The sequence below is a fragment of the Acidithiobacillus acidisediminis genome (assembly GCF_023277115.1).
GTDB lineage: Bacteria > Pseudomonadota > Gammaproteobacteria > Acidithiobacillales > Acidithiobacillaceae > Igneacidithiobacillus > Igneacidithiobacillus acidisediminis.
In genome coordinates this window covers 1,844,926-1,861,908 of the sequence record NZ_JALQCS010000001.1, presented here as the reverse complement: position 1 = coordinate 1,861,908, position 16,983 = coordinate 1,844,926, and the positions used below count along the sequence as shown (strand labels likewise).

The window sequence follows — 16,983 nt, the reverse complement described above, 5'->3', positions numbered from 1 at the left end:
GATTCAGGCGGCGTCCTGTTGGGGGTCGGGCTGGGTTTCATTGGCCGGCATCCCATCGACAAAGATCACCCCGGCAAAGAGGTCTCGGAGCCTCTGCGGGTAGCGAATCCCTTTCCAGTGTTTTTCCGCTTGCTGGATGAGCTTGAAGCTCAGTCCCAGGAAACTGCTGCGCGAGACGCAGTTCTTGCTGCGGCTGCTGCGCTGGCGAACGGTCGCAAAGGTGGACTCGATGGCATTGCTGCTGCGAATGTGGAGCCAATGCTCTGCGGGAAAGTCGTAGAAGGCCAGCAGTACGTCGCGGTCCTTCTGGAGCTTCTCTACCGCCTTTGGGTACTTGGCCTGGTAGTTGCGCACAAAGACCCGCCAGGCCTGCTCTGCCGCCTCTTTGGTCTCGGCCATCCAGATGTTCTGCAGGGCGGCCTTGGCCTGGCTCTGCAGCCGCTTGGGAAACTCGTTGAGGACGTTGGCGGTCTTGTGCACCCAGCAGCGTTGATGGCGTGTCTGCGGATAGATCTCGCTCAGCGCCGACCAGAAGCCCAAGGCCCCGTCGCCGATGGCCAGCAAGGGGGCTTCCTGCACGCCTCGATCCCGCAGGTCGCGCAGGACTTCGAGCCAGGACGCCTTGGATTCGCGCAGGCCGTCGGTGACCGTCACGATCTCCTTCTTCCCTTCAGCGGTCACGCCGATGATGACCAAGAGACAGATGCGTGGGTCATCTTCCGCACGCAGGTTGGTGTAGATGCCATCGGCCCACCAGTAGGCATAGCGCTTGCCACAGAGGGAACGGCGCTGCCATTCGGTATGCTCCTGCGCCCACTCCGCCTTGAGGCGCCCCAGGGCCGCCGGAGAGAGTCCCCGAGCCTGCTCGCCCAACAGCACGACCAGCGCCTCGCGCAGCTTGCCAGAGGAAATACCGTGCAGATAAAGCCATGGCAGGGCCGCAGCGATGGTCTGCGAACGGCGAACATAGGGCGGGACCAAAGAAGAGCGGAATCCCAACCCCGATCCCGAGCGGTCCCGAGTCTTGGGTACTCGCACCGGAACAGGACCCAGGCGGGTCAGTATCTCCCGCTCCGGCTGGTAGCCATTGCGCACCACGGCGCGACGCCCATCCACGGTCCGTACCGTGCTCAGCTCTTCGAGTACCGCCACCAGTTCAGCCTCCACCGCCTGTTGGACCAAACGTCTTGCCCCCTGCCGCAGGATCTCTTCGATCCCCACCTCCAGCCCTGCCAATCCCTCTACCACTTTGCTATCTTCTCTCATGGCGCACCTCTTCGTTGCTGATCAGATTTCGAAACCCTTTCTAGCAACAGTGCGCCACCCTCCTCAGGTCAGCTGTAATCTCCCGCACACCACTTTCGAGCATAGCTCACCTAGCCGCGACCGGATATAAGCTCGCGCAGCATCGCGTTCGCGCTCGATTCGCGCACGCACCCCAATTTTTTGACCAGTGGACAGACCCTTATCCCAATCCACCGGCATATCAGCGCTGTGTATGCAGCTCCAGCTTTGCGTCCAGAGGCGCGCAGCAATGCTGCTGTTATCTTGTGTCGCACGCTCCACTTGTTGCCTGCCTTCGGCGGGGCGAGGAGACGCGAGGATCGGTGCAGAAGCCGTGGCAGCATCAATGCGCAGGCGGCGGAGAAGATCGGCTATAGTGCCGCCCTCGTTGGCGGCTGTATTGAGATACACTCCTTTTTGCGGGGCAATTTTGTAGTTGCAATGACCAGTATTGTCGCAATCGGCATTAACTTCCCGCCCGTTACGCTTGCAATAAATTTTAGCGTTTTGTAGCAACGTCAAAACATCATCTACAGAAAATGTCTTGGCGGATTTTTTGAAGGTGCGAGTACTCATGCCGCACCTCCCTTTGCCCCACGGGCAACGAGGGCAAGCCGAGGACGACCACGGCGCTTTTGCTGAGTAGGTAGTGGCGGTGCAGGGGGGAGATAGGTAGGACGATTAGCAATCCATGCTTGGATACTGGCCAGCGTCCACCTGGGACCGCGAGCTCCAGGCACTGCAATGGCAGGCGGGAATGCGAAAGGGTTTTTGCTGTACTGATTTTGAAGGGTTTTTTTGCTAACGCACAGAAGTTGCGCGAGCGCGTTCTGGTCTAGAAGACTGCTGATGAGTGATTGAGGCGGTTCCCCATCGCCGCCATCCCCATCGCCGTCGGATCCCGACTCTGCAGATGCTGCGCTTGAGCGGCTTGATGCCCCGTGAGACCGACGTGCACGGGTGGTAGTGCGAGTCGCGGGCACTCGCTGCAGCAGCCGAACTTGCGGACGAGTAACAAGAGAAAGCCTCTTCTTTAAAAGTGCAACGCGCACCTGTACTTTATTTATTCTATATTGCTGTTCTTGTGTAAATAACGGTTTATCATCGTTTTCGGGATCGTAATAGCTTGGTGGGTTGAGCATATCCGGCGCGAGTTCCGTTGCAATGTCTGTGATTTTGCGAGATTCCCGTTCAATCTGTTTTGCCAAATTTTGTGCTTCAGACGTCATTTTCGTCTCCTATAAACATCGCCGCCGTCTCACTTCATCCGCCGTTGGCTTGTGCGGCAGGAGTGCAGGGGGAGACGAGGCCCTTTCCGTGCAAGTGCATGGTGCACTCCATATCACTCATTATAGGCACCTAGTCTGCCCATGTCAAGCATAAATGCAATACGATCAATGGCTTATGAAACTAACGCCACGTTATTCAGTGGGAACGAACGGGGGCGAGAGGGAACAATTAAGGCAATGTAGCGTTACTTTTTCACGATGATTGCCCGTCGGTATTGCGATTATTGATGTAACCATAAAAAGATTGAGGGCCGGTGAGCGCTCGCGCGGGTCTGAGCGCATGGGATGGGTGAGCGCGGTTCTCAACTCGTGTGCTAGTATGGGCGCGGTTGCTGGGTGCGATCGGATTGGTTATGAGGATTCTCAGGGCTTTCTTGCAGCGTAATTGCAGCACACCCAGGGCGGGAATATATGGGAATTGGCGGGAACGGAAAACGATATAACGTATTGAAAAATAAAAAGAACACTATGCAAGCGATTGATCAAAAAAGGCGTAAAATCCGACTCGAAATCGGATGGACAGCAATGTCACGTGGGTTCGAATCCCACCCTCTCCGCCAATCGTAGATAAGTTCCTGATAGTTAAAAAAGGAATTTTCAATTCAATGGGTTGCGGCTAAACACTGTGGCTAGACGTGTAGCTAAAAGTGAGGTCGATACCCCCATGTACATTATCCGTCGCGGGTCGCTGTACCACTTTTCTCGCAAGCTCCCGGACTCCCTCCGCGGTAAGGAAATCCCATTGGCCTCCGGCCCAAGAAAGGTCGGCACCAATGGCTATCTGCGCTTTTCCCTCGGCACCGGCAACCGCCAGGAAGCCGAGCGCCTAGCCCGGCGGGTGGCGGTGGAGGTCGACGAATTCCTCGCGGCTAAAAAGGCAGCCTGGGAACGGATCGTCGCCCCATCGCTGGAGAAACAGGGTCAGCCGCAGGGAGTGATTCTCAAAGACATCTTTGACCAGCTGCCCCCGGACCAGCAGGCGAAAATCCTCGAGGTTGCCCGCCCGGTACCCCGACCGACCTTTTCTCCAGAAGAAATCGAAAAAGCCGCGCGACTGATGTACGCGACGATCCTGCAGCAGGACGAGCAGGAATATCGGGAGCTGGTGGCCTCGCTCCTGGCCCCGGACTCGGACGGAAAGGACACGGATGAGCGCTGGCTAATGCCGCGGGAGAATCCCTTTTTCGTGGGTAAGCTTCCGCCGGCGGGGTTGGTCGGGGATGTGCAGCTGCTGAAAGCACTCAAGCCCTTTATTGCCCAACACCTACACCTGGCTACTGGCCGGGATACCTCTTTCTGGCGCTTAGGAGAGGGCTATGAACCCTTTGCCGCCGCTTTCCGGGCCGTGTCCCGAGATCTAAAGCGACGGCAGAGAGGAGAGGAAGTGCCGACGCCCCCCGTGCCGGAGATTGCGGTAAAGGGCAAGCCGACTTTCGGCTGGCAGGAGCTGTTGGAGTATTGGATCCGGGATTGTCCCCGCCATCCCCGCACGGTCCGGGAGATGCAGACCCTAGTACAGTCTCTGTCCCAGTTTTTGCGGGGCAAGCTGCCTGCTGACATGTCCAAGCAAGATGTCACGGCTTGGCTCCGGCACGAGCGAGATAGTCGCGGCAATAGCGGCAAGACCCTCGAAAAGAAAGGCACCTTGATGGGAGCGCTGTTTTCGGTGGCGGTTAAAGACGAGCTTCTGCCGAGCAATCCGTTCACCGGTTTCGATTACAAGCGCCTTGCTCTGAAGATTGGCGTACAGTCGGAATCGGGCCGAGAGCCCTTTTCCTTGGCCCAGTTGCAGACACTGTTCTCGGCGGAGGGTCTGTTTGCGCAGAGCAAAGGCAACGGAGGGGGAGGGTATTACGCCAGGGTCTGGATTCCCCTACTGGGGCTTTTCACAGGTGCGCGGCTCGACGAGCTGGGACGCCTCACGGTAGACGACGTACAGCGGGAGCCGGTACCCCATTTTCGTATTCGCCGTGCGAAAAACAGCGAGAGCTTACGCTCGGTGCCCCTGCATCCGCAGCTGATCGAACATGGATTCCTGGACTATGTCGAGGCCATCCAGGCGGCTGGGCATTCCCGGCTCTGGCCCCTGCTGCGCAGTCGCGGAGCCTTGCATACAGATAGTGAAATGATCGGCCGATGGTTCAACCGGTACGTCCACGAGCGTCTGGGCTTTCCGCGAACCGTGGTGTTTCATTCCCTGCGGCATACTTTCAAAGACTTATGCCGGAATGCCGGAATCGTCAGCGACGTGCACCACCAGCTCACCGGTCACGCATCAGGATCGGTGGGGGATCGATACGGCGAGGGCTATTCCCTGGAAGTGCTGCAGACGGAGATTTCCAAAATCCGGCTTCCTTTTACCGTCCCGCGTCCGGAGCCTTATATCCCAGATCAAAGCGCCGCTCCCCAGCGAAGAGCTACGTGACATCGGAACGATCGCGTCGGGCAGGAGGATCCAACCGAAGGGGCTCCCCCGAATCGTCAGGACGCCGTCGTAGATGGAGCAGTCTGATAAGGCACGCTCATCTGTCGGTTAAGTCGATGGCTGGTGAGCAGCGTAAGCAGTCGTTCGCGAGATCCATATTATCGACCCAGGAGTGCTCACATTATATCAGGAAGATAAATCAGAGTGTCCTTTATTTATTCGCTTTTAAACTACAGAAAGAGATTCCACAATATCCCCAATAGAAGCGCCAGGGTCATGACACAGCAGGCGTAAAGAATGGCAACGCGGGCTCCCATTTCGCGATAAATTGGGCCGAGCGTGGCGATATTTGAGCCCACACCGGCAATGAGCAAAATCATGCCATTCCCAGGCCCCAATCCTTTTTGCAACAGCGCGTTGACCAGCGGTAACGACCCCAGGCTATCTGCATAAAGTAGCGTCGCGAAGATCAGAGCCAGTACAGGAGTCAGCCAGTCACGGGCCTCCAGGGCACTGATCCACGCAGTGGGTAGCCAGGTCTTGACCGTAGCGCCAATCAATATTCCGGCAACAATCCAGGGTAAAAGCTCCCGTGCCAAAGCCCAGGCGTTAGTCCCGGCCATCTGTAGTTTTTTCCACGGGTGAGAGAAGTCGAAGAATTTTCCACTCCCAACAACATCCACCGTAGAACAACAGGCAGAACCACTTTTGACGGAACAGGACGTTGTCGTACAGACCGTTTCTGGCACCTCTGTTGCCAGCGATCGAGCGGTGCATCTGTCGGTAGACTGCCAATCGATGATCATCCCCGTGAGAAAGGCGATTAATACTCCCGAGCCGGCGACAACCAATGCCATTTGCCAGCCCAGAAATATCCACAAGGCTACCAGCCCATACCAGTTGAACCAGGGCGTCGCAATTAAAAAGGCGCAGGCAGGCCCGGGGCGACTACCTCCACGCCAAAGTGCCAGCGCGGTAGGAATCGCAGTGCAACAACACAAGGGGGTAAAAAATCCAACCGTAGCGCCGATCGCGTTGGCGCGCCACAAAGAGTATCCCGATAAATACCTGGCCACCACCGTAGGTCTTGCCACAGCCTGCAAAAAACCTGCAAACAAGAATCCAAAAACCGCGACTTCTCCGAACTCTTTGGAATAATCGAGTACTGTACCCAACCAATCCATGCAGCCCCCTATCCTGCTTTCTGCTGCGCAATCCGGGCTTCCAGGAAGGCGTTTGTCATGCTGAGAAGTTGTTTTACTTTCTGAGGATCGGTGCGGTAGTAGACCATCTTTCCATCATTACGCATACGCAACCAGTCCCGGTCGTGTAATGCACGTAATTGATGAGAAGCTGCACTGATACTGAGGTTGAGCGCGTGCGCAATGTCACAGACGCAAAGCTCTTCGGACGCCAAAGCAAGCAGGATGCGCAGACGCGTTCGATTTCCCAGCACATCAAATATGCGCACAACCGCTTTGATATCGGATTCATCTTGTTCCAGACGCATGCGCGCGGCAGCGACTTTGCCGGGTTCAAAGCAGTTGACGAGACAACGCGGATCAGTATCTTCTATGCTCATTTGAACAAATATAGTAATGATCGGGTCACCTGTCAACAGGAGCGCACGCGCAGTTTCTCCCTTACTTACCGGCCGTCCGCGGGCCACTTTGACGACTACCGATGATTCACGAACAAAGCCAGGCCGTCTTTGCTATCCCCGGGTGGGCAGAAGCGTGGTCTGGGCAGCCGCTTCCACGCGTGCGAAGTATGTGGTCAGTTCGGGTGGCAACTGGATGTCCTCCAGTAGGCGTAAGCCGGTCAAATCGCCGGTAATAAGCGTGTCGGCCACAGAAAACATGGGAGTATAGAAGCCGTGGACGGCGACGCGCGCGGCAACGTCCTGGAGATCGACCTCCATTCCGGCATACCACTCCTTACGACGCTTCTGCAGCCCCTCCAGCGTATCTCCCAGCCAACTCTCCATACGGTTCCGGTAATAGGTCATTGCGCGGGGATCCTGTCCGAGACTCGCATATTGCGGCAATGTGGGTGCGATCAGGCGAAATAGCATGTCACTGATGCGTGCACGCCACGCCTGCACACCTTCCCACTCCGAGTCGCTAATGGCTCCGCGACAGAGCGGCGGTGTCTCAGGAAAACGGCGATCCAGTTCTGCGATGATCTCCAGAGATTCGCCCTGGCGACTTCCATCGGGGTACTCGACAACAGGTAGTCGACCAAAGCCGCTAATCGATTGGAAGTATTCTGGACCATAAAAGCGCGCTGGCTGCTCGTTAAAAACGATTCCCTTGTAACCCAGTGCCAAACGCACCCGCTGGCAAAAAGGGCAGAAGTCAAAATGAATGAGCGTCAGCATGAAAATCCTCCCAGATGGCAGCACGGAAGTGGAACCTATTGACAACTGCATGCGCTATCATCAATATGAGCGAATATACATGTATGAGCGTGCTCATATCAAGGAGAATGTTATGCCGGAAGCGTCCTGCCCCGCTCGATTGCTCAGCCCGATTTTCAAAGTCCTGGCCGAACCGAACCGGCTGTCCATCCTTTGTGCGTTGGGGACGGAATGCCGACCAGTCACCGACATCATCCGTGCCACCGAGCTACCCCAAACCAATGTCTCCTTCCACTTGCGCATTCTGCGGGAAGCTGGACTGGTGCGCGCCGAACGGCGCGGGAGCTTCGTGTACTACTGCCTTCCCGACCCAGACTTGTTAGGGATTCTGGAGTCGTTGCAGGCTTGGGTAGGGGCTCATACTCCGTTGCTCAGCCCCGATGAGGATGTTGACGGCAGTACTTCCTCATTAGACCGGAGGACAAGGTCATGTGGATGAATGGAGGGTGGGGCTGGATGCCATGGGGGTGGATCTTCCCGCTGATTTTTTTGGTGCTGATGGTGGTTTTTATGGTTTTCATGATGCGCGGTGGCATGGGCGGCGGCCCCATGTGCGGCGGTTCCCACCAAACGCCAGGATCGGCAGAAACCCCGCGGGAAGCCCTGGACCGACGCTATGCCCGGGGGGAGATCACTCGAGAAGAGTACCAGCAAATGCGCAAGGATCTGGAAGGGTAAGAAGGAAGATTACATGAACGTTGATAAGCAAGAGGCTTTATTCCCAGCGACAATCATGCCTGACCCAGACTGGTGGCAGGCCCTGTGGCCTGATCCCTTGAGGGTAATTCAGGATCTTGGTGTGACAACAGGAATGTCGGTCTTGGACCTTTGCTGCGGCGATGGTTATTTCACTGCCGCCCTCGCCAAACAGGTGGAAAACGGTGAAGTCTTCGGTCTTGATCTCGACGAGCAAATGCTTGCTGCCGCTGAATCAGCGTGTGCCGGGTTGAGGAACTGTTCTTTTTTGCAAGGCGACGCCATGGATCTGCATCAACTGCTCCCGAAGCCGGTAGATTATTGCCTCATGGCCAATACCTTTCACGGCGTGCCCGAGCAGACAGCGCTGGCCCGGGAGATCGCCCGCGTCCTCAAGCCCGGCGGGCTTTTTGCCGTCGTCAACTGGCATGCCCGCCCGCGGGAAGAAACTCCGGTCCTGGGACAGGCACGCGGACCGCGCACGGAACTGCGCATGACGCCGGAGCAGGTGCGAACTGTGGTAGAACCCGCTGGCTTCCAACAGGTAGACGTGATTACGTTGCCCCCCTATCACTACGGTAGCCTTTTTCGACTTCGTGGATAACGGAGAAACCGGAACTGCCCAGGTATTCTGTTGGCAGTGACAAATCTGAGTAATTTAGGAGAGTGGTCATGGAATCAGCAAAACCCGATGAACCGGAAAAAAGTGGCAACGAAAAAGACGATTCTGCAAAGTCCGGGAGTGGAAACCCCATGGAGATGGGCATGGGAATGATGAAAAAAATGATGGGGCAAGGCGGTGGGGGTCCTATGGCGATGATGCAGAAGATGATGAACCAGCACGGGGAAGGCGCGGAAGGGGGCAATCCCATGCAACAAATGATGGGATCGTGCATGGCGATGTGTTCGGAAATGTTGGAAACCATGCAGCGCACCACCGCGCTCGCGGCCTATGCCCAGCCGGAGCTGTACCAACTTTTTGAAGAATGGCTCGCGGCCCGAGAGGATGAAGTTCTCCATCGGATTGAACAAGCCGGCAGCCAGGATCCAGACGCCCTGGCGGAGATGCTTTCCCTGAGTTCGGCAAGTGTGATGGTATTGCTAGCTCGCCTAAAAAATCAGGGAAAGATCCATCTCAAAGCGGAGAGTATCAAGGCATCTTGATTTCCCAAGTGGACGTAGTGTGTCGGTTCAACCACTTGGTGGATATCCCGGGGAAATGGGTGCTGACTCTTGATATTTGCCCAAGTGCCTCTTGGCGAGGATATCCACCATCATGCTTTCTTTTCTGAAAAAAAGACGGTTTTGGATAGAGTTTGTTATCTGGATCGGGTTGCTGATTGGAGTCTATGCGTTTACGCAATGGCGAGGCAGCCCTATGGCGGCAAATATCCCCCATCAACTACCGAGTTTAGTCGTCCGAAGCCTGAGTGGTCGGCTTATTGACCTGCCAGCGGTACCGAAGAGGATGATCCTTATCAACTTCTGGGCCCCAGACTGTCCGGCTTGCTTGGCCGAGACCCCAGCGTTGGTGCAACTGCAGCAGTGGTTCGGCGGGAAGTCCTTTAGCATTATTGGAATTGGCGTAAATGGAAGTACAGCGAAAGCCGTACGTGCGAGGATGCGCGAGTTGGGCATCAACTATCCGGAGTATCTGGCCGCCGGCCAGGGTGTCAGCCAGGCGCTAGGCGGCGTTATCCTGACTCCGACCAGTATACTCGTCAATGGGAAGGGGCGAATTGTTGGACGCTATGTCGGGGCCATAGCGCTACCCGTGATTGTTTGGAAGTTGTTGTGGACATGGGTTTAGGAAGTATCCATCGAGCAACGTGCGCATATTCCTGATAGGGATGTCTGGCGCCACGGCGTTGTCGATTGCACCCTACCGTTCGCTGCCCTGCAGTCCTCACCGGGACAGCGCTCCATCTCTGTTTGGATATCGGCGGCCACCTATAGCACCACTGGCAGCATAGGGCGCGAGCTTGACAGGGCTGAAGATTTTGCCTACCTTTTAGTTGCACTATTTCTTAACTTCGGAATGCTGGAGGTGAACCATGTTCTTCAAACAACGCGCAAGCGCCGACGGTACCTTGTCCTACTTCTACGGGTGCGGAGGCAAGGGCTTCGCGGTAGCCGTGGATGTGGTAGCGGGCGACGAGGACTGGTTCCTCGAAGAGGCACAGAAGGCTGCAGTTGCCATTAGCTTCGTCATCGACACCCACATTCACGCCGATCACCTATCTGGCGGGCGGGCCCTGGCGGAACGGGTTGGCGCACCGTACTGCATGCACGAAAGCGATGTAGACTTGGTGCAGTTTGCGATTCGCGGCCTTCACGACGGCGAAGTCCTGGAAACCGGAAATGTCGTAACGCAAGTGCTCTACACCCCCGGTCATACCCTGGACAGCCTCTGTCTTCTGGTCAGCGATCGGCGAAGAAGTGCCGATCCCTGGTTTGCCCTAACCGGTGACACGCTCTTTGTTGGCGGAGTGGGACGCCCAGATCTGGGTGGAACGCCGGAGGAAATGGCGGGAAAACTCTTCGACAGCCTCCACCAAAAACTGCTCACCCTGCCCGATGACTTGGAGATTTTCCCAGGGCACGCGGCCGGGAGCGTCTGCGGTGCAGGCTTGTCCGGGAAGCCTTCTTCGACTCTGGGTTTTGAAAAACGTTGGGACCCTTACCTCACCATGGAGCGCGAGGCTTTCGTTCGTTCGCTTACCACGGACGTTCCCGAAAAGCCCGCCGATATGGCGCGCATGGTTGCCATCAATCTGGGGAAAGCAGCATGAAGAATGATACCGTTCGGTATGCGCTTTTTTCTGAGGTATTTTCTGCCCTTGCGCACCCCAAACGCCTGGAGATCATCCATTATCTGGGCGAGGGACAGAAAAATGCCGGTGAATTGGCAGAACTCATCAGCCTCTCCAAAGCCAACCTTTCCCAGCACCTGAGCGTGCTGAAAGCTCGGGGCTTGGTGCATTGCGAAAAGTGCGGGACCTTCTGTCACTATCGTCTGACCAGCCCCAAGGTTCTGGAAACGTGCGAGATCGTCCGCGATCTCATCCTGGACCAAATGCAGACCACTACCCAGCTTCAAGAGGCATTAGCGACGGTGGTGCCTCTACGCAAGGGCCATCAGGGATGAGCTCCGAGGAGACCACGACCTATACTCGAGGAATTGGCGTCAATCGAGGTCAGTTCCTCCTGCAAACGGTTCAGGTCTTTTTCGTAGGCTTGATCATCGGCATGGAGAGAAATGTCCTTCCTGCCATGAGCCACCGTTTTGGCGTAGATAGCCACGCCTTCCTTTTTCTCGCCTCCTTTGTGATTTCCTTTGGTCTAGTAAAAGGGGCTCTCAACTTTGTCGCCGGCGGGCTATCCGATCGAATCGGTCGCAGGCGGGTGTTATTCCTGGGCTGGTTGGCGGGGATTCCTATTCCGCTAATGATCTTTTTTGCTCCCAACTGGTGGTGGATCATCGGCGCCAATGTTTTTTTGGGGGTAAATCAGGCCTTCACCTGGACCATGACCGTCACGAGCCAAATCGATCTGGCCGATAACCACCAGCGCGGCCTGGCTGTTGGCATCAATGAGGCAGTGGGCTACATCGCGGTGGGTTTGGCGGGCCTCGCAACGGGCTATCTTGCCGTCGTCTACGGTCCCCGTTGGACACTGTTGGCGTTCGGACTCGTGGTCATTGCGCTTGCACTACTCCTACTATTGGGGATCCAGGATACTATCCATTGGGTTCGCGCAGAGCATGCACAGCGTCAGCCATCGGCAGAAACCACAAAGACGGCTTCTCAGGTCAGCACCTGGGCGACTTTCCTGCACGTTTCTTTTCGGGACGCCACCTATCGGGCCCTCTGCCAGGGGGGGGTCGCCAACAAGATTGCCGATACCCTGGTTTGGGTCCTCTTCCCGGTCTTTTTCCGGTTTCACGGCTTGAGCGTCGTGCAAATCGGCTGGATCACCGGTGTCTATGCGATGGTCTGGGGGCTCGGTCAATTTGGGACCGGACATCTCGCCGATCGCATCGGTCGCAGACCGCCCATCCTGGCAGGCTTCGCCCTGCTGGCTGCGGGGCTTGCAGGCACTGCGCTGGTCGGCCGCTTCACCGCGTGGATTGCCACGGCGGCGGTAATGGGCCTGGGCATGGCCCTTCTCTATCCCAACCTGATCGCCGCCATGTCCGATGTGGCGCCCCCACTGGAGCGTGGACGCATCCTGGGCACCTATCGATACTGGCGAGATACGGGTTATGCCATTGGTGGCCTGGTGCTCGGCGTGGTCGCACAATGGAGCGACAAGATTCTCCCCGCCATTTGGTTCACCGCCGGCATCGTCGCGTTTTCTGGCTTGTGGATCGCGCTTTCCGTACAAGAAACCCACCCGCGAACCCACGCCGCTTCTACAGGAGTATCTGGATGACTACTGCTCTCATAATTTTGCATGCCGCTCCGGAACGGGCAAACCCCAGGGCCGACACCGCTGTCCGACTCGCTGGGGCCATGCTGGCTGACGGAAAGGACGTGCGCCTGTTTCTTGCGGGAGAGGGAGTTCTCTTGCTGAAAGGTACCGAGACTGCAGGGGATAGCACGCATGCCTTGCTGAACGAACTGCTGGAGTTGGGACTAGAGGTCCAGTGTTGCGGAAGCTCCTTGCAAGCCCAGGGGATCGACGCCCTCCCAAAGGGTGTCGCTAAGAGCTCCATGAAAGGCCTCTCGGCTTGGATCAGTGCCGTGGATGAGGTGGTCTGCTTTTGATGGGAACAAATGGTGCGCTCTCTTTGTCTCACGGTTTAGCAATTTCTGAATCTACTGATTAGCCGGAGGAAAACGCATGGACTCAACCCCAGTGAACGGTGTGGACGTTGCGCAACTGATGGCAACCATTGATGCCGTGAAAGGAGACCCCGAACTTGCGAAGTTTGTCTTCCGGGCCCACACCGAATGGCAAACCGGGGCCCACGTGCGGACGCAGATTCAAGGATTCCGCGGGGTCAAACAGGAAGATTCGTCGCGCACACAACCCTTTGTGCTCGAAGGAGATGAGCCGCCGGTGCTGCTGGGAAGCAATCGGGGGCCCAACGCTGTGGAATTGTTGCTTGCGGGACTGACGGCTTGCCTTTCGGTGGGGATTTCCTACAACGCCGCCGCGCGTGGAATCACCATTGAGACAATGACCCTGGACGTCACGGGGGATATCGATCTGCAGGGGTTTTTGGGAATCTCGGAATCGGTGCGACCTGGGTGTCAGGAGATCCATATTGCCTGCCGGATCAAAAGCCCTGCATCGGACCAGGAAATCGCCGATCTCCTGGATCACGTGCAACAGACATCCCCCGTCACCGATATGCTGCGCTATCCCACTCCGGTGCAGGTGCGATTTATTCGGGATTCCTGACGATCCAGACGGAATCGTAGCCCTGGTTGGGACCGTAATGGTCGCGACGCGTTCTGGAAGATGGGTGACCTGAGGGCCTCGCACCCAATGGATAGTAAAACGCAGGAAAGAGGGTCCGTGGTAACCAGAGAAGGATCCAGCCTCTTCAGGAGGTGGTTCTTTCTGATTACCCAGATTTCCTGACCGGACATAGTTTCCCTGTTTCTTGAAAGATTGGGAGTGGAGAGGGTGGCAAAGTGCGCAGTTAAACAATTTACTAGGGGAGTTTTGATCCTCCTGATCACTTTGCTGTGTCTGCCCCCCGTTGCTCTGGCGGGCGAAGTCTTCTCCCCCCTGATGGGGAGTTCCTCTTCGTTTCTGGCTCCAGCCAAAGCCTTTCAATTCCGCGCGCACATGGCACCACAGAACGAACTGGTGCTGCAGTGGGTGGCAGCCAAACACTATCACCTATATCGCAACCGGATTCAGGTGCACGTGACACCTGGCACCGTACGGCTGGGACCCTACACCCTGCCACCAGGAAAACCCATGCACATTCCTGGGGTGGGCACCTTGGCCGTCTACGAGGGAGACACCACCACCGTTCGCGTGCCGCTCCATTTCCAGGGTCAGCCCCCGAAACAGATTCAGGTGACCAGCAGCTTTCAGGGTTGTGCCAATGCTGGCGTCTGTTATCCGGTAGAAACCAAGACCTATACGCTTGCGCCTAGCATAGCAACACCCAGTACAGCGGCCGTGGCCACGGTGTCACCTCCGGAGAAGCCACCACTGGTCAAACCCGTAGCGCCCCAGCAGTCGCATGCGGCTTCCGGTAGGTATCGCCAGTTCGCTGCAGGGCTACTCGGTAGCCATGCTTTTTGGACATTACTGCTCTTCTTTGTCGCTGGCCTGGGGTTGGCTTTTACCCCCTGCATTTTCCCCATGATCCCGATTTTGTCCTCCCTGGTGGTCGGGCACGTAGAGGACCAGATGACGGCAAGACAGGCCAGACGGCATGCCTTCTGGATTTCCTTGGCATACGTGCTGGGGATGTCCCTAACGTACGCCATTGCCGGGGTATTGGCTGCGGTTACGGGATCCTATCTGCAGGCATTCTTTGAAAGCCCATGGGTACTCGGGAGCTTCAGCGCCCTATTCGTCTTGCTGGCATTGTCCATGTTCGGCTTTTACGAACTGCAGATGCCGACTGCCATCCAATCTCGTCTCTCCCGCTATGGAAAGGGTGGGCATTTTACCGGCGCTTGGCTAATGGGGGTCCTCTCCGCGCTGATCGTCGGCCCCTGCGTTGCCGCACCGTTGGCCGGCGCCCTCCTGTTTATTGCCCATACTGGCAATGTGTTACTGGGAGGCTTGGCACTGTTTCTTCTTGCCTTGGGGATGGGGGTTCCCTTGCTGGTCATCGGGACTTCGGCCGGGCATTTCCTACCCAAGGCCGGTGCCTGGATGAATGGAGTCAAGGCCATTTTTGGGGTCGTTTTGCTCGGGGTGGCGATCTGGTTTCTCACGCGCATTGTTCCCGGTAATGTCGCTCTTGCCCTGTGGGCAGCACTGGCGATCGTTTCCAGCGTCTATCTGGGTGTATTTGGTTCTCACTACGCACCTACCGGATGGCAACAGTTCCGCCGAGGACTCGGATTGCTGGCCTTGGTGTTCGGGGTTGCCCTGTTCATAGGTGCTTTGGGGGGAGGTTCTCAGGTGCTCCAGCCGCTCGCACCGTTCGTACAGCATGACTTGCCACTCCCGGGGGAGCAACAAACCAGTACGCCGCACTTCACTTTGGTTCGCAGCTTGTCGCAATTGCGATCGGCGCTGGCCGCAGACAAGGGCCATCCCGTCCTGGTGGACTTCTGGGCAAAATGGTGCGTGGAGTGTCAGCGGATGGATGTGGAAACCTATGACAATCCCCGAGTGGAGAGCGCGTTGCGGCCTTTGTCCCTGATTCGTGTGGATGTAACGGCGAATGACAGCCAGTCATCCGCACTCCTGCACCATTTCCAACTCTTCGGCCCACCAGCGGTTTTGCTGGTAAACCCAGACGGTCATCTCGTCGGGCAATATGAGGGCTATGAGGGTCCTAACACGTTGCTACGCCATTTGCAGGAAAAGTTGGGGACAACGGGGAATAACCGTTGATTTTTATGTATGCACAAGGAGCACAACCATGCGCAAACACTCAGTGATAACAGCCGTCGTAGGCACGATGCTGGCGGCAGCTTTTTCTTCTCCGGTGGCACTGGCAGCGACCGTTTCCAGCCCCCTGCCACCCATGGCCCAAGCCAGCTATTGGACAACGATCGGACAGCGTCTCACCTACATTCAGGAAGGGCGCAGAGGGCCCATCATTTACGATTTCTTTGACCCGAACTGCCCTTATTGCCATGGCATGTACAACGAGGAGCAGCCCCTGATTCGCTCCGGGAAGCTTACGGTACGCTATGTTCCGGTGGCCTATTTGATGCCCAGCAGTACACCGGAGGCGGCCGCGATTCTGCAATCTTCGCATCGATTGTCTGCGCTCCGGCATTTCGAAGTGCTGGCGGGTAAAAGTTTTGCGGCTCCCTTGGCAGCGAGCGGGCCCATTGGTCTTCCCACAGCCAAACCGACTCCTCAGACCATTCACGCGCTGCAAGTCAACATGGCCGTGCTGCAAAGCACCCATTCCATGGGGGTCCCGGCCATTCTCTATCAGCGCAAGAGCGGTACCACGGGCTTACTGCCCGGCATGGTTTCCCGCGGGGAACTGCTGACCCTACTTCCTAATCTCAAATAGAACTTCCGGGAGACGTGAATGCGAATGAATCGATGGATGAACAATCAGCGGGCGCAATGGATCTTGGGAGGAGTGCTCACCTTCGGCTTCTTCCTCCTTACCCCAAACCTCGCCTTTGCGAAGACTTCGGATACTGCTCCCAAAATGACAGCCAGTTCTTTTTGGAATCAGTTTTTACCGCACCACGTCACCTATATTCAGGACGGCTATGCAGGTCCGATAATTTACGATTTTCAGGATCCCAATTGTCCTTATTGCCATGTGATGTATGAACACGAGGCACCCTTGATTCGGGCTGGAAAATTGACGGTGCGATATGTACCGGTCGCCTTCCTCACCCCCCAAAGTCCGGCCGAAGCGGCGGCCTGGCTGCAGTCACCGCACCCGTTGCAGGCCCTCAAGCACTTTGAAACCATTGTTGGTCCAGCGTTACGCAGCGGGAGTTATCGTTCCTTGCCGAAGGTAACCCCAACCGCTGCAACCCGGAAAAACCTGCGGCAGAATCTGGATATTATGGGCGAGGCGGGCTTCGAAGGTACTCCCGCGATCTTGTTTCGTGCCAAAGATGGAGCTATCGGACGCATCCCAGGGGCCATTTCTGAAGCCAGCTTGAAAAAACTGTTACCACATTTATGGCACGGGCACGATTAACCCAATCTACCCCGTTATATCGACAACACGCAAGAAGGAG

20 protein-coding genes are annotated in these 16,983 nt (G+C 56.6%); 14 read left to right on the top strand and 6 right to left on the bottom strand.

Annotated features, from left to right (window positions below):
* Window positions 1-3: 3 nt before the first annotated feature.
* From M5D89_RS09385 to M5D89_RS09375, 3 genes are all read right to left on the bottom strand, one after another.
* Window positions 4-1,266: an IS256 family transposase gene (locus M5D89_RS09385; RefSeq protein WP_248885544.1), complete on the bottom strand. Its 1,263-nt coding sequence runs from the start codon at window positions 1,264-1,266 to the stop codon at window positions 4-6.
* A 63-nt stretch (window positions 1,267-1,329) separates the two neighbouring features.
* Window positions 1,330-1,860, bottom strand: coding sequence for a hypothetical protein (locus tag M5D89_RS09380; RefSeq protein ID WP_248885543.1), 531 nt, complete (start codon window positions 1,858-1,860; stop codon window positions 1,330-1,332).
* Complete coding sequence (locus M5D89_RS09375; protein ID WP_248885542.1) at window positions 1,857-2,513, bottom strand: helix-turn-helix transcriptional regulator; 657 nt, start codon at window positions 2,511-2,513, stop codon at window positions 1,857-1,859. The genes M5D89_RS09380 and M5D89_RS09375 overlap by 4 nt, the downstream gene beginning before the upstream one ends.
* 724 nt (window positions 2,514-3,237) lie before the next feature.
* Here M5D89_RS09375 and M5D89_RS09370 point away from each other — a divergent pair.
* Entirely contained in the window at window positions 3,238-4,998 is a 1,761-nt protein-coding gene (locus tag M5D89_RS09370) for a site-specific integrase (protein WP_248885541.1), read from the top strand.
* 230 nt (window positions 4,999-5,228) lie between these two features.
* Here the strand turns inward: M5D89_RS09370 and M5D89_RS09365 are convergent, their stop codons facing one another.
* The 3 genes from M5D89_RS09365 to M5D89_RS09355 all read right to left on the bottom strand — a co-directional run bounded on the left by M5D89_RS09365 (window position 5,229) and on the right by M5D89_RS09355 (window position 7,378).
* A complete protein-coding gene (locus M5D89_RS09365) occupies window positions 5,229-6,182 on the bottom strand; it encodes a permease (protein WP_248885540.1) in 954 nt (317 codons plus the stop codon).
* 8 nt (window positions 6,183-6,190) lie between these two features.
* Window positions 6,191-6,580, bottom strand: a complete 390-nt coding sequence (locus tag M5D89_RS09360) for an ArsR/SmtB family transcription factor (protein WP_014002372.1) — start codon at window positions 6,578-6,580, stop codon at window positions 6,191-6,193.
* Between the two features lie 132 nt (window positions 6,581-6,712).
* Window positions 6,713-7,378, bottom strand: a complete 666-nt coding sequence (locus M5D89_RS09355) for a glutathione S-transferase (RefSeq protein WP_248885539.1) — start codon at window positions 7,376-7,378, stop codon at window positions 6,713-6,715.
* Between the two features lie 112 nt (window positions 7,379-7,490).
* On the opposite strand from M5D89_RS09355, the gene M5D89_RS09350 reads away from it, so the two are divergent.
* The 13 genes from M5D89_RS09350 to M5D89_RS09290 all read left to right on the top strand — a co-directional run bounded on the left by M5D89_RS09350 (window position 7,491) and on the right by M5D89_RS09290 (window position 16,943).
* A complete protein-coding gene (locus M5D89_RS09350; protein WP_041635824.1) occupies window positions 7,491-7,856 on the top strand; it encodes an ArsR/SmtB family transcription factor in 366 nt (121 codons plus the stop codon).
* Window positions 7,847-8,095 (top strand): SHOCT domain-containing protein, encoded by a 249-nt coding sequence (locus tag M5D89_RS09345; protein ID WP_248885538.1) that lies wholly within the window; start codon window positions 7,847-7,849, stop codon window positions 8,093-8,095. Before M5D89_RS09350 ends, M5D89_RS09345 begins: the two co-directional genes overlap by 10 nt.
* Window positions 8,096-8,108: 13 nt before the next feature.
* Window positions 8,109-8,717, top strand: coding sequence for a class I SAM-dependent methyltransferase (locus M5D89_RS09340; protein WP_248885537.1), 609 nt, complete (start codon window positions 8,109-8,111; stop codon window positions 8,715-8,717).
* A 68-nt stretch (window positions 8,718-8,785) separates the two neighbouring features.
* Window positions 8,786-9,277: a MarR family transcriptional regulator gene (locus M5D89_RS09335; RefSeq protein WP_248885536.1), complete on the top strand. Its 492-nt coding sequence runs from the start codon at window positions 8,786-8,788 to the stop codon at window positions 9,275-9,277.
* A 214-nt stretch (window positions 9,278-9,491) separates the two neighbouring features.
* Window positions 9,492-9,923 (top strand): TlpA family protein disulfide reductase, encoded by a 432-nt coding sequence (locus M5D89_RS09330; protein WP_233444873.1) that lies wholly within the window; start codon window positions 9,492-9,494, stop codon window positions 9,921-9,923.
* Window positions 9,924-10,167: 244 nt separating this feature from the next.
* Window positions 10,168-10,905: an MBL fold metallo-hydrolase gene (locus tag M5D89_RS09325; protein WP_004872737.1), complete on the top strand. Its 738-nt coding sequence runs from the start codon at window positions 10,168-10,170 to the stop codon at window positions 10,903-10,905.
* Window positions 10,902-11,261, top strand: a complete 360-nt coding sequence (locus M5D89_RS09320; RefSeq protein ID WP_004872738.1) for an ArsR/SmtB family transcription factor — start codon at window positions 10,902-10,904, stop codon at window positions 11,259-11,261. The genes M5D89_RS09325 and M5D89_RS09320 overlap by 4 nt, the downstream gene beginning before the upstream one ends.
* Entirely contained in the window at window positions 11,258-12,547 is a 1,290-nt protein-coding gene (locus tag M5D89_RS09315) for an MFS transporter (protein WP_248885535.1), read from the top strand. Before M5D89_RS09320 ends, M5D89_RS09315 begins: the two co-directional genes overlap by 4 nt.
* Complete coding sequence (locus M5D89_RS09310; RefSeq protein WP_014002362.1) at window positions 12,544-12,882, top strand: DsrE family protein; 339 nt, start codon at window positions 12,544-12,546, stop codon at window positions 12,880-12,882. The genes M5D89_RS09315 and M5D89_RS09310 overlap by 4 nt, the downstream gene beginning before the upstream one ends.
* A gap of 76 nt (window positions 12,883-12,958) precedes the next feature.
* The gene (locus M5D89_RS09305; protein WP_226047688.1) at window positions 12,959-13,522 is read left to right on the top strand and encodes an OsmC family protein; all 564 of its coding nucleotides are present in this window, start codon (window positions 12,959-12,961) and stop codon (window positions 13,520-13,522) included.
* A 267-nt stretch (window positions 13,523-13,789) separates the two neighbouring features.
* Window positions 13,790-15,655: a protein-disulfide reductase DsbD gene (dsbD, locus tag M5D89_RS09300; protein ID WP_248885534.1), complete on the top strand. Its 1,866-nt coding sequence runs from the start codon at window positions 13,790-13,792 to the stop codon at window positions 15,653-15,655.
* A 28-nt stretch (window positions 15,656-15,683) separates the two neighbouring features.
* Window positions 15,684-16,292 (top strand): thioredoxin fold domain-containing protein, encoded by a 609-nt coding sequence (locus M5D89_RS09295; protein ID WP_248885533.1) that lies wholly within the window; start codon window positions 15,684-15,686, stop codon window positions 16,290-16,292.
* A gap of 36 nt (window positions 16,293-16,328) precedes the next feature.
* Window positions 16,329-16,943, top strand: coding sequence for a thioredoxin fold domain-containing protein (locus tag M5D89_RS09290; protein WP_248885532.1), 615 nt, complete (start codon window positions 16,329-16,331; stop codon window positions 16,941-16,943).
* Window positions 16,944-16,983: the final 40 nt, after the last annotated feature.

Coding starts and splice junctions, on each gene's coding strand:
- M5D89_RS09335 (WP_248885536.1), top strand. CDS start 8,786: ATGGAATCAGCAAAACCCGATGAACCGGAAAAAAGTGGCAACGAAAAA.
- M5D89_RS09345 (WP_248885538.1), top strand. CDS start 7,847: ATGTGGATGAATGGAGGGTGGGGCTGGATGCCATGGGGGTGGATCTTC.
- M5D89_RS09360 (WP_014002372.1), bottom strand. CDS start 6,580: ATGAGCATAGAAGATACTGATCCGCGTTGTCTCGTCAACTGCTTTGAA.
- M5D89_RS09325 (WP_004872737.1), top strand. CDS start 10,168: ATGTTCTTCAAACAACGCGCAAGCGCCGACGGTACCTTGTCCTACTTC.
- M5D89_RS09295 (WP_248885533.1), top strand. CDS start 15,684: ATGCGCAAACACTCAGTGATAACAGCCGTCGTAGGCACGATGCTGGCG.
- M5D89_RS09310 (WP_014002362.1), top strand. CDS start 12,544: ATGACTACTGCTCTCATAATTTTGCATGCCGCTCCGGAACGGGCAAAC.
- M5D89_RS09320 (WP_004872738.1), top strand. CDS start 10,902: ATGAAGAATGATACCGTTCGGTATGCGCTTTTTTCTGAGGTATTTTCT.
- M5D89_RS09380 (WP_248885543.1), bottom strand. CDS start 1,860: ATGAGTACTCGCACCTTCAAAAAATCCGCCAAGACATTTTCTGTAGAT.
- M5D89_RS09290 (WP_248885532.1), top strand. CDS start 16,329: ATGAACAATCAGCGGGCGCAATGGATCTTGGGAGGAGTGCTCACCTTC.
- M5D89_RS09365 (WP_248885540.1), bottom strand. CDS start 6,182: ATGGATTGGTTGGGTACAGTACTCGATTATTCCAAAGAGTTCGGAGAA.
- M5D89_RS09355 (WP_248885539.1), bottom strand. CDS start 7,378: ATGCTGACGCTCATTCATTTTGACTTCTGCCCTTTTTGCCAGCGGGTG.
- M5D89_RS09305 (WP_226047688.1), top strand. CDS start 12,959: ATGGACTCAACCCCAGTGAACGGTGTGGACGTTGCGCAACTGATGGCA.
- M5D89_RS09375 (WP_248885542.1), bottom strand. CDS start 2,513: ATGACGTCTGAAGCACAAAATTTGGCAAAACAGATTGAACGGGAATCT.
- M5D89_RS09370 (WP_248885541.1), top strand. CDS start 3,238: ATGTACATTATCCGTCGCGGGTCGCTGTACCACTTTTCTCGCAAGCTC.
- M5D89_RS09315 (WP_248885535.1), top strand. CDS start 11,258: ATGAGCTCCGAGGAGACCACGACCTATACTCGAGGAATTGGCGTCAAT.
- M5D89_RS09330 (WP_233444873.1), top strand. CDS start 9,492: ATGGCGGCAAATATCCCCCATCAACTACCGAGTTTAGTCGTCCGAAGC.
- M5D89_RS09385 (WP_248885544.1), bottom strand. CDS start 1,266: ATGAGAGAAGATAGCAAAGTGGTAGAGGGATTGGCAGGGCTGGAGGTG.
- M5D89_RS09350 (WP_041635824.1), top strand. CDS start 7,491: ATGCCGGAAGCGTCCTGCCCCGCTCGATTGCTCAGCCCGATTTTCAAA.
- M5D89_RS09340 (WP_248885537.1), top strand. CDS start 8,109: ATGAACGTTGATAAGCAAGAGGCTTTATTCCCAGCGACAATCATGCCT.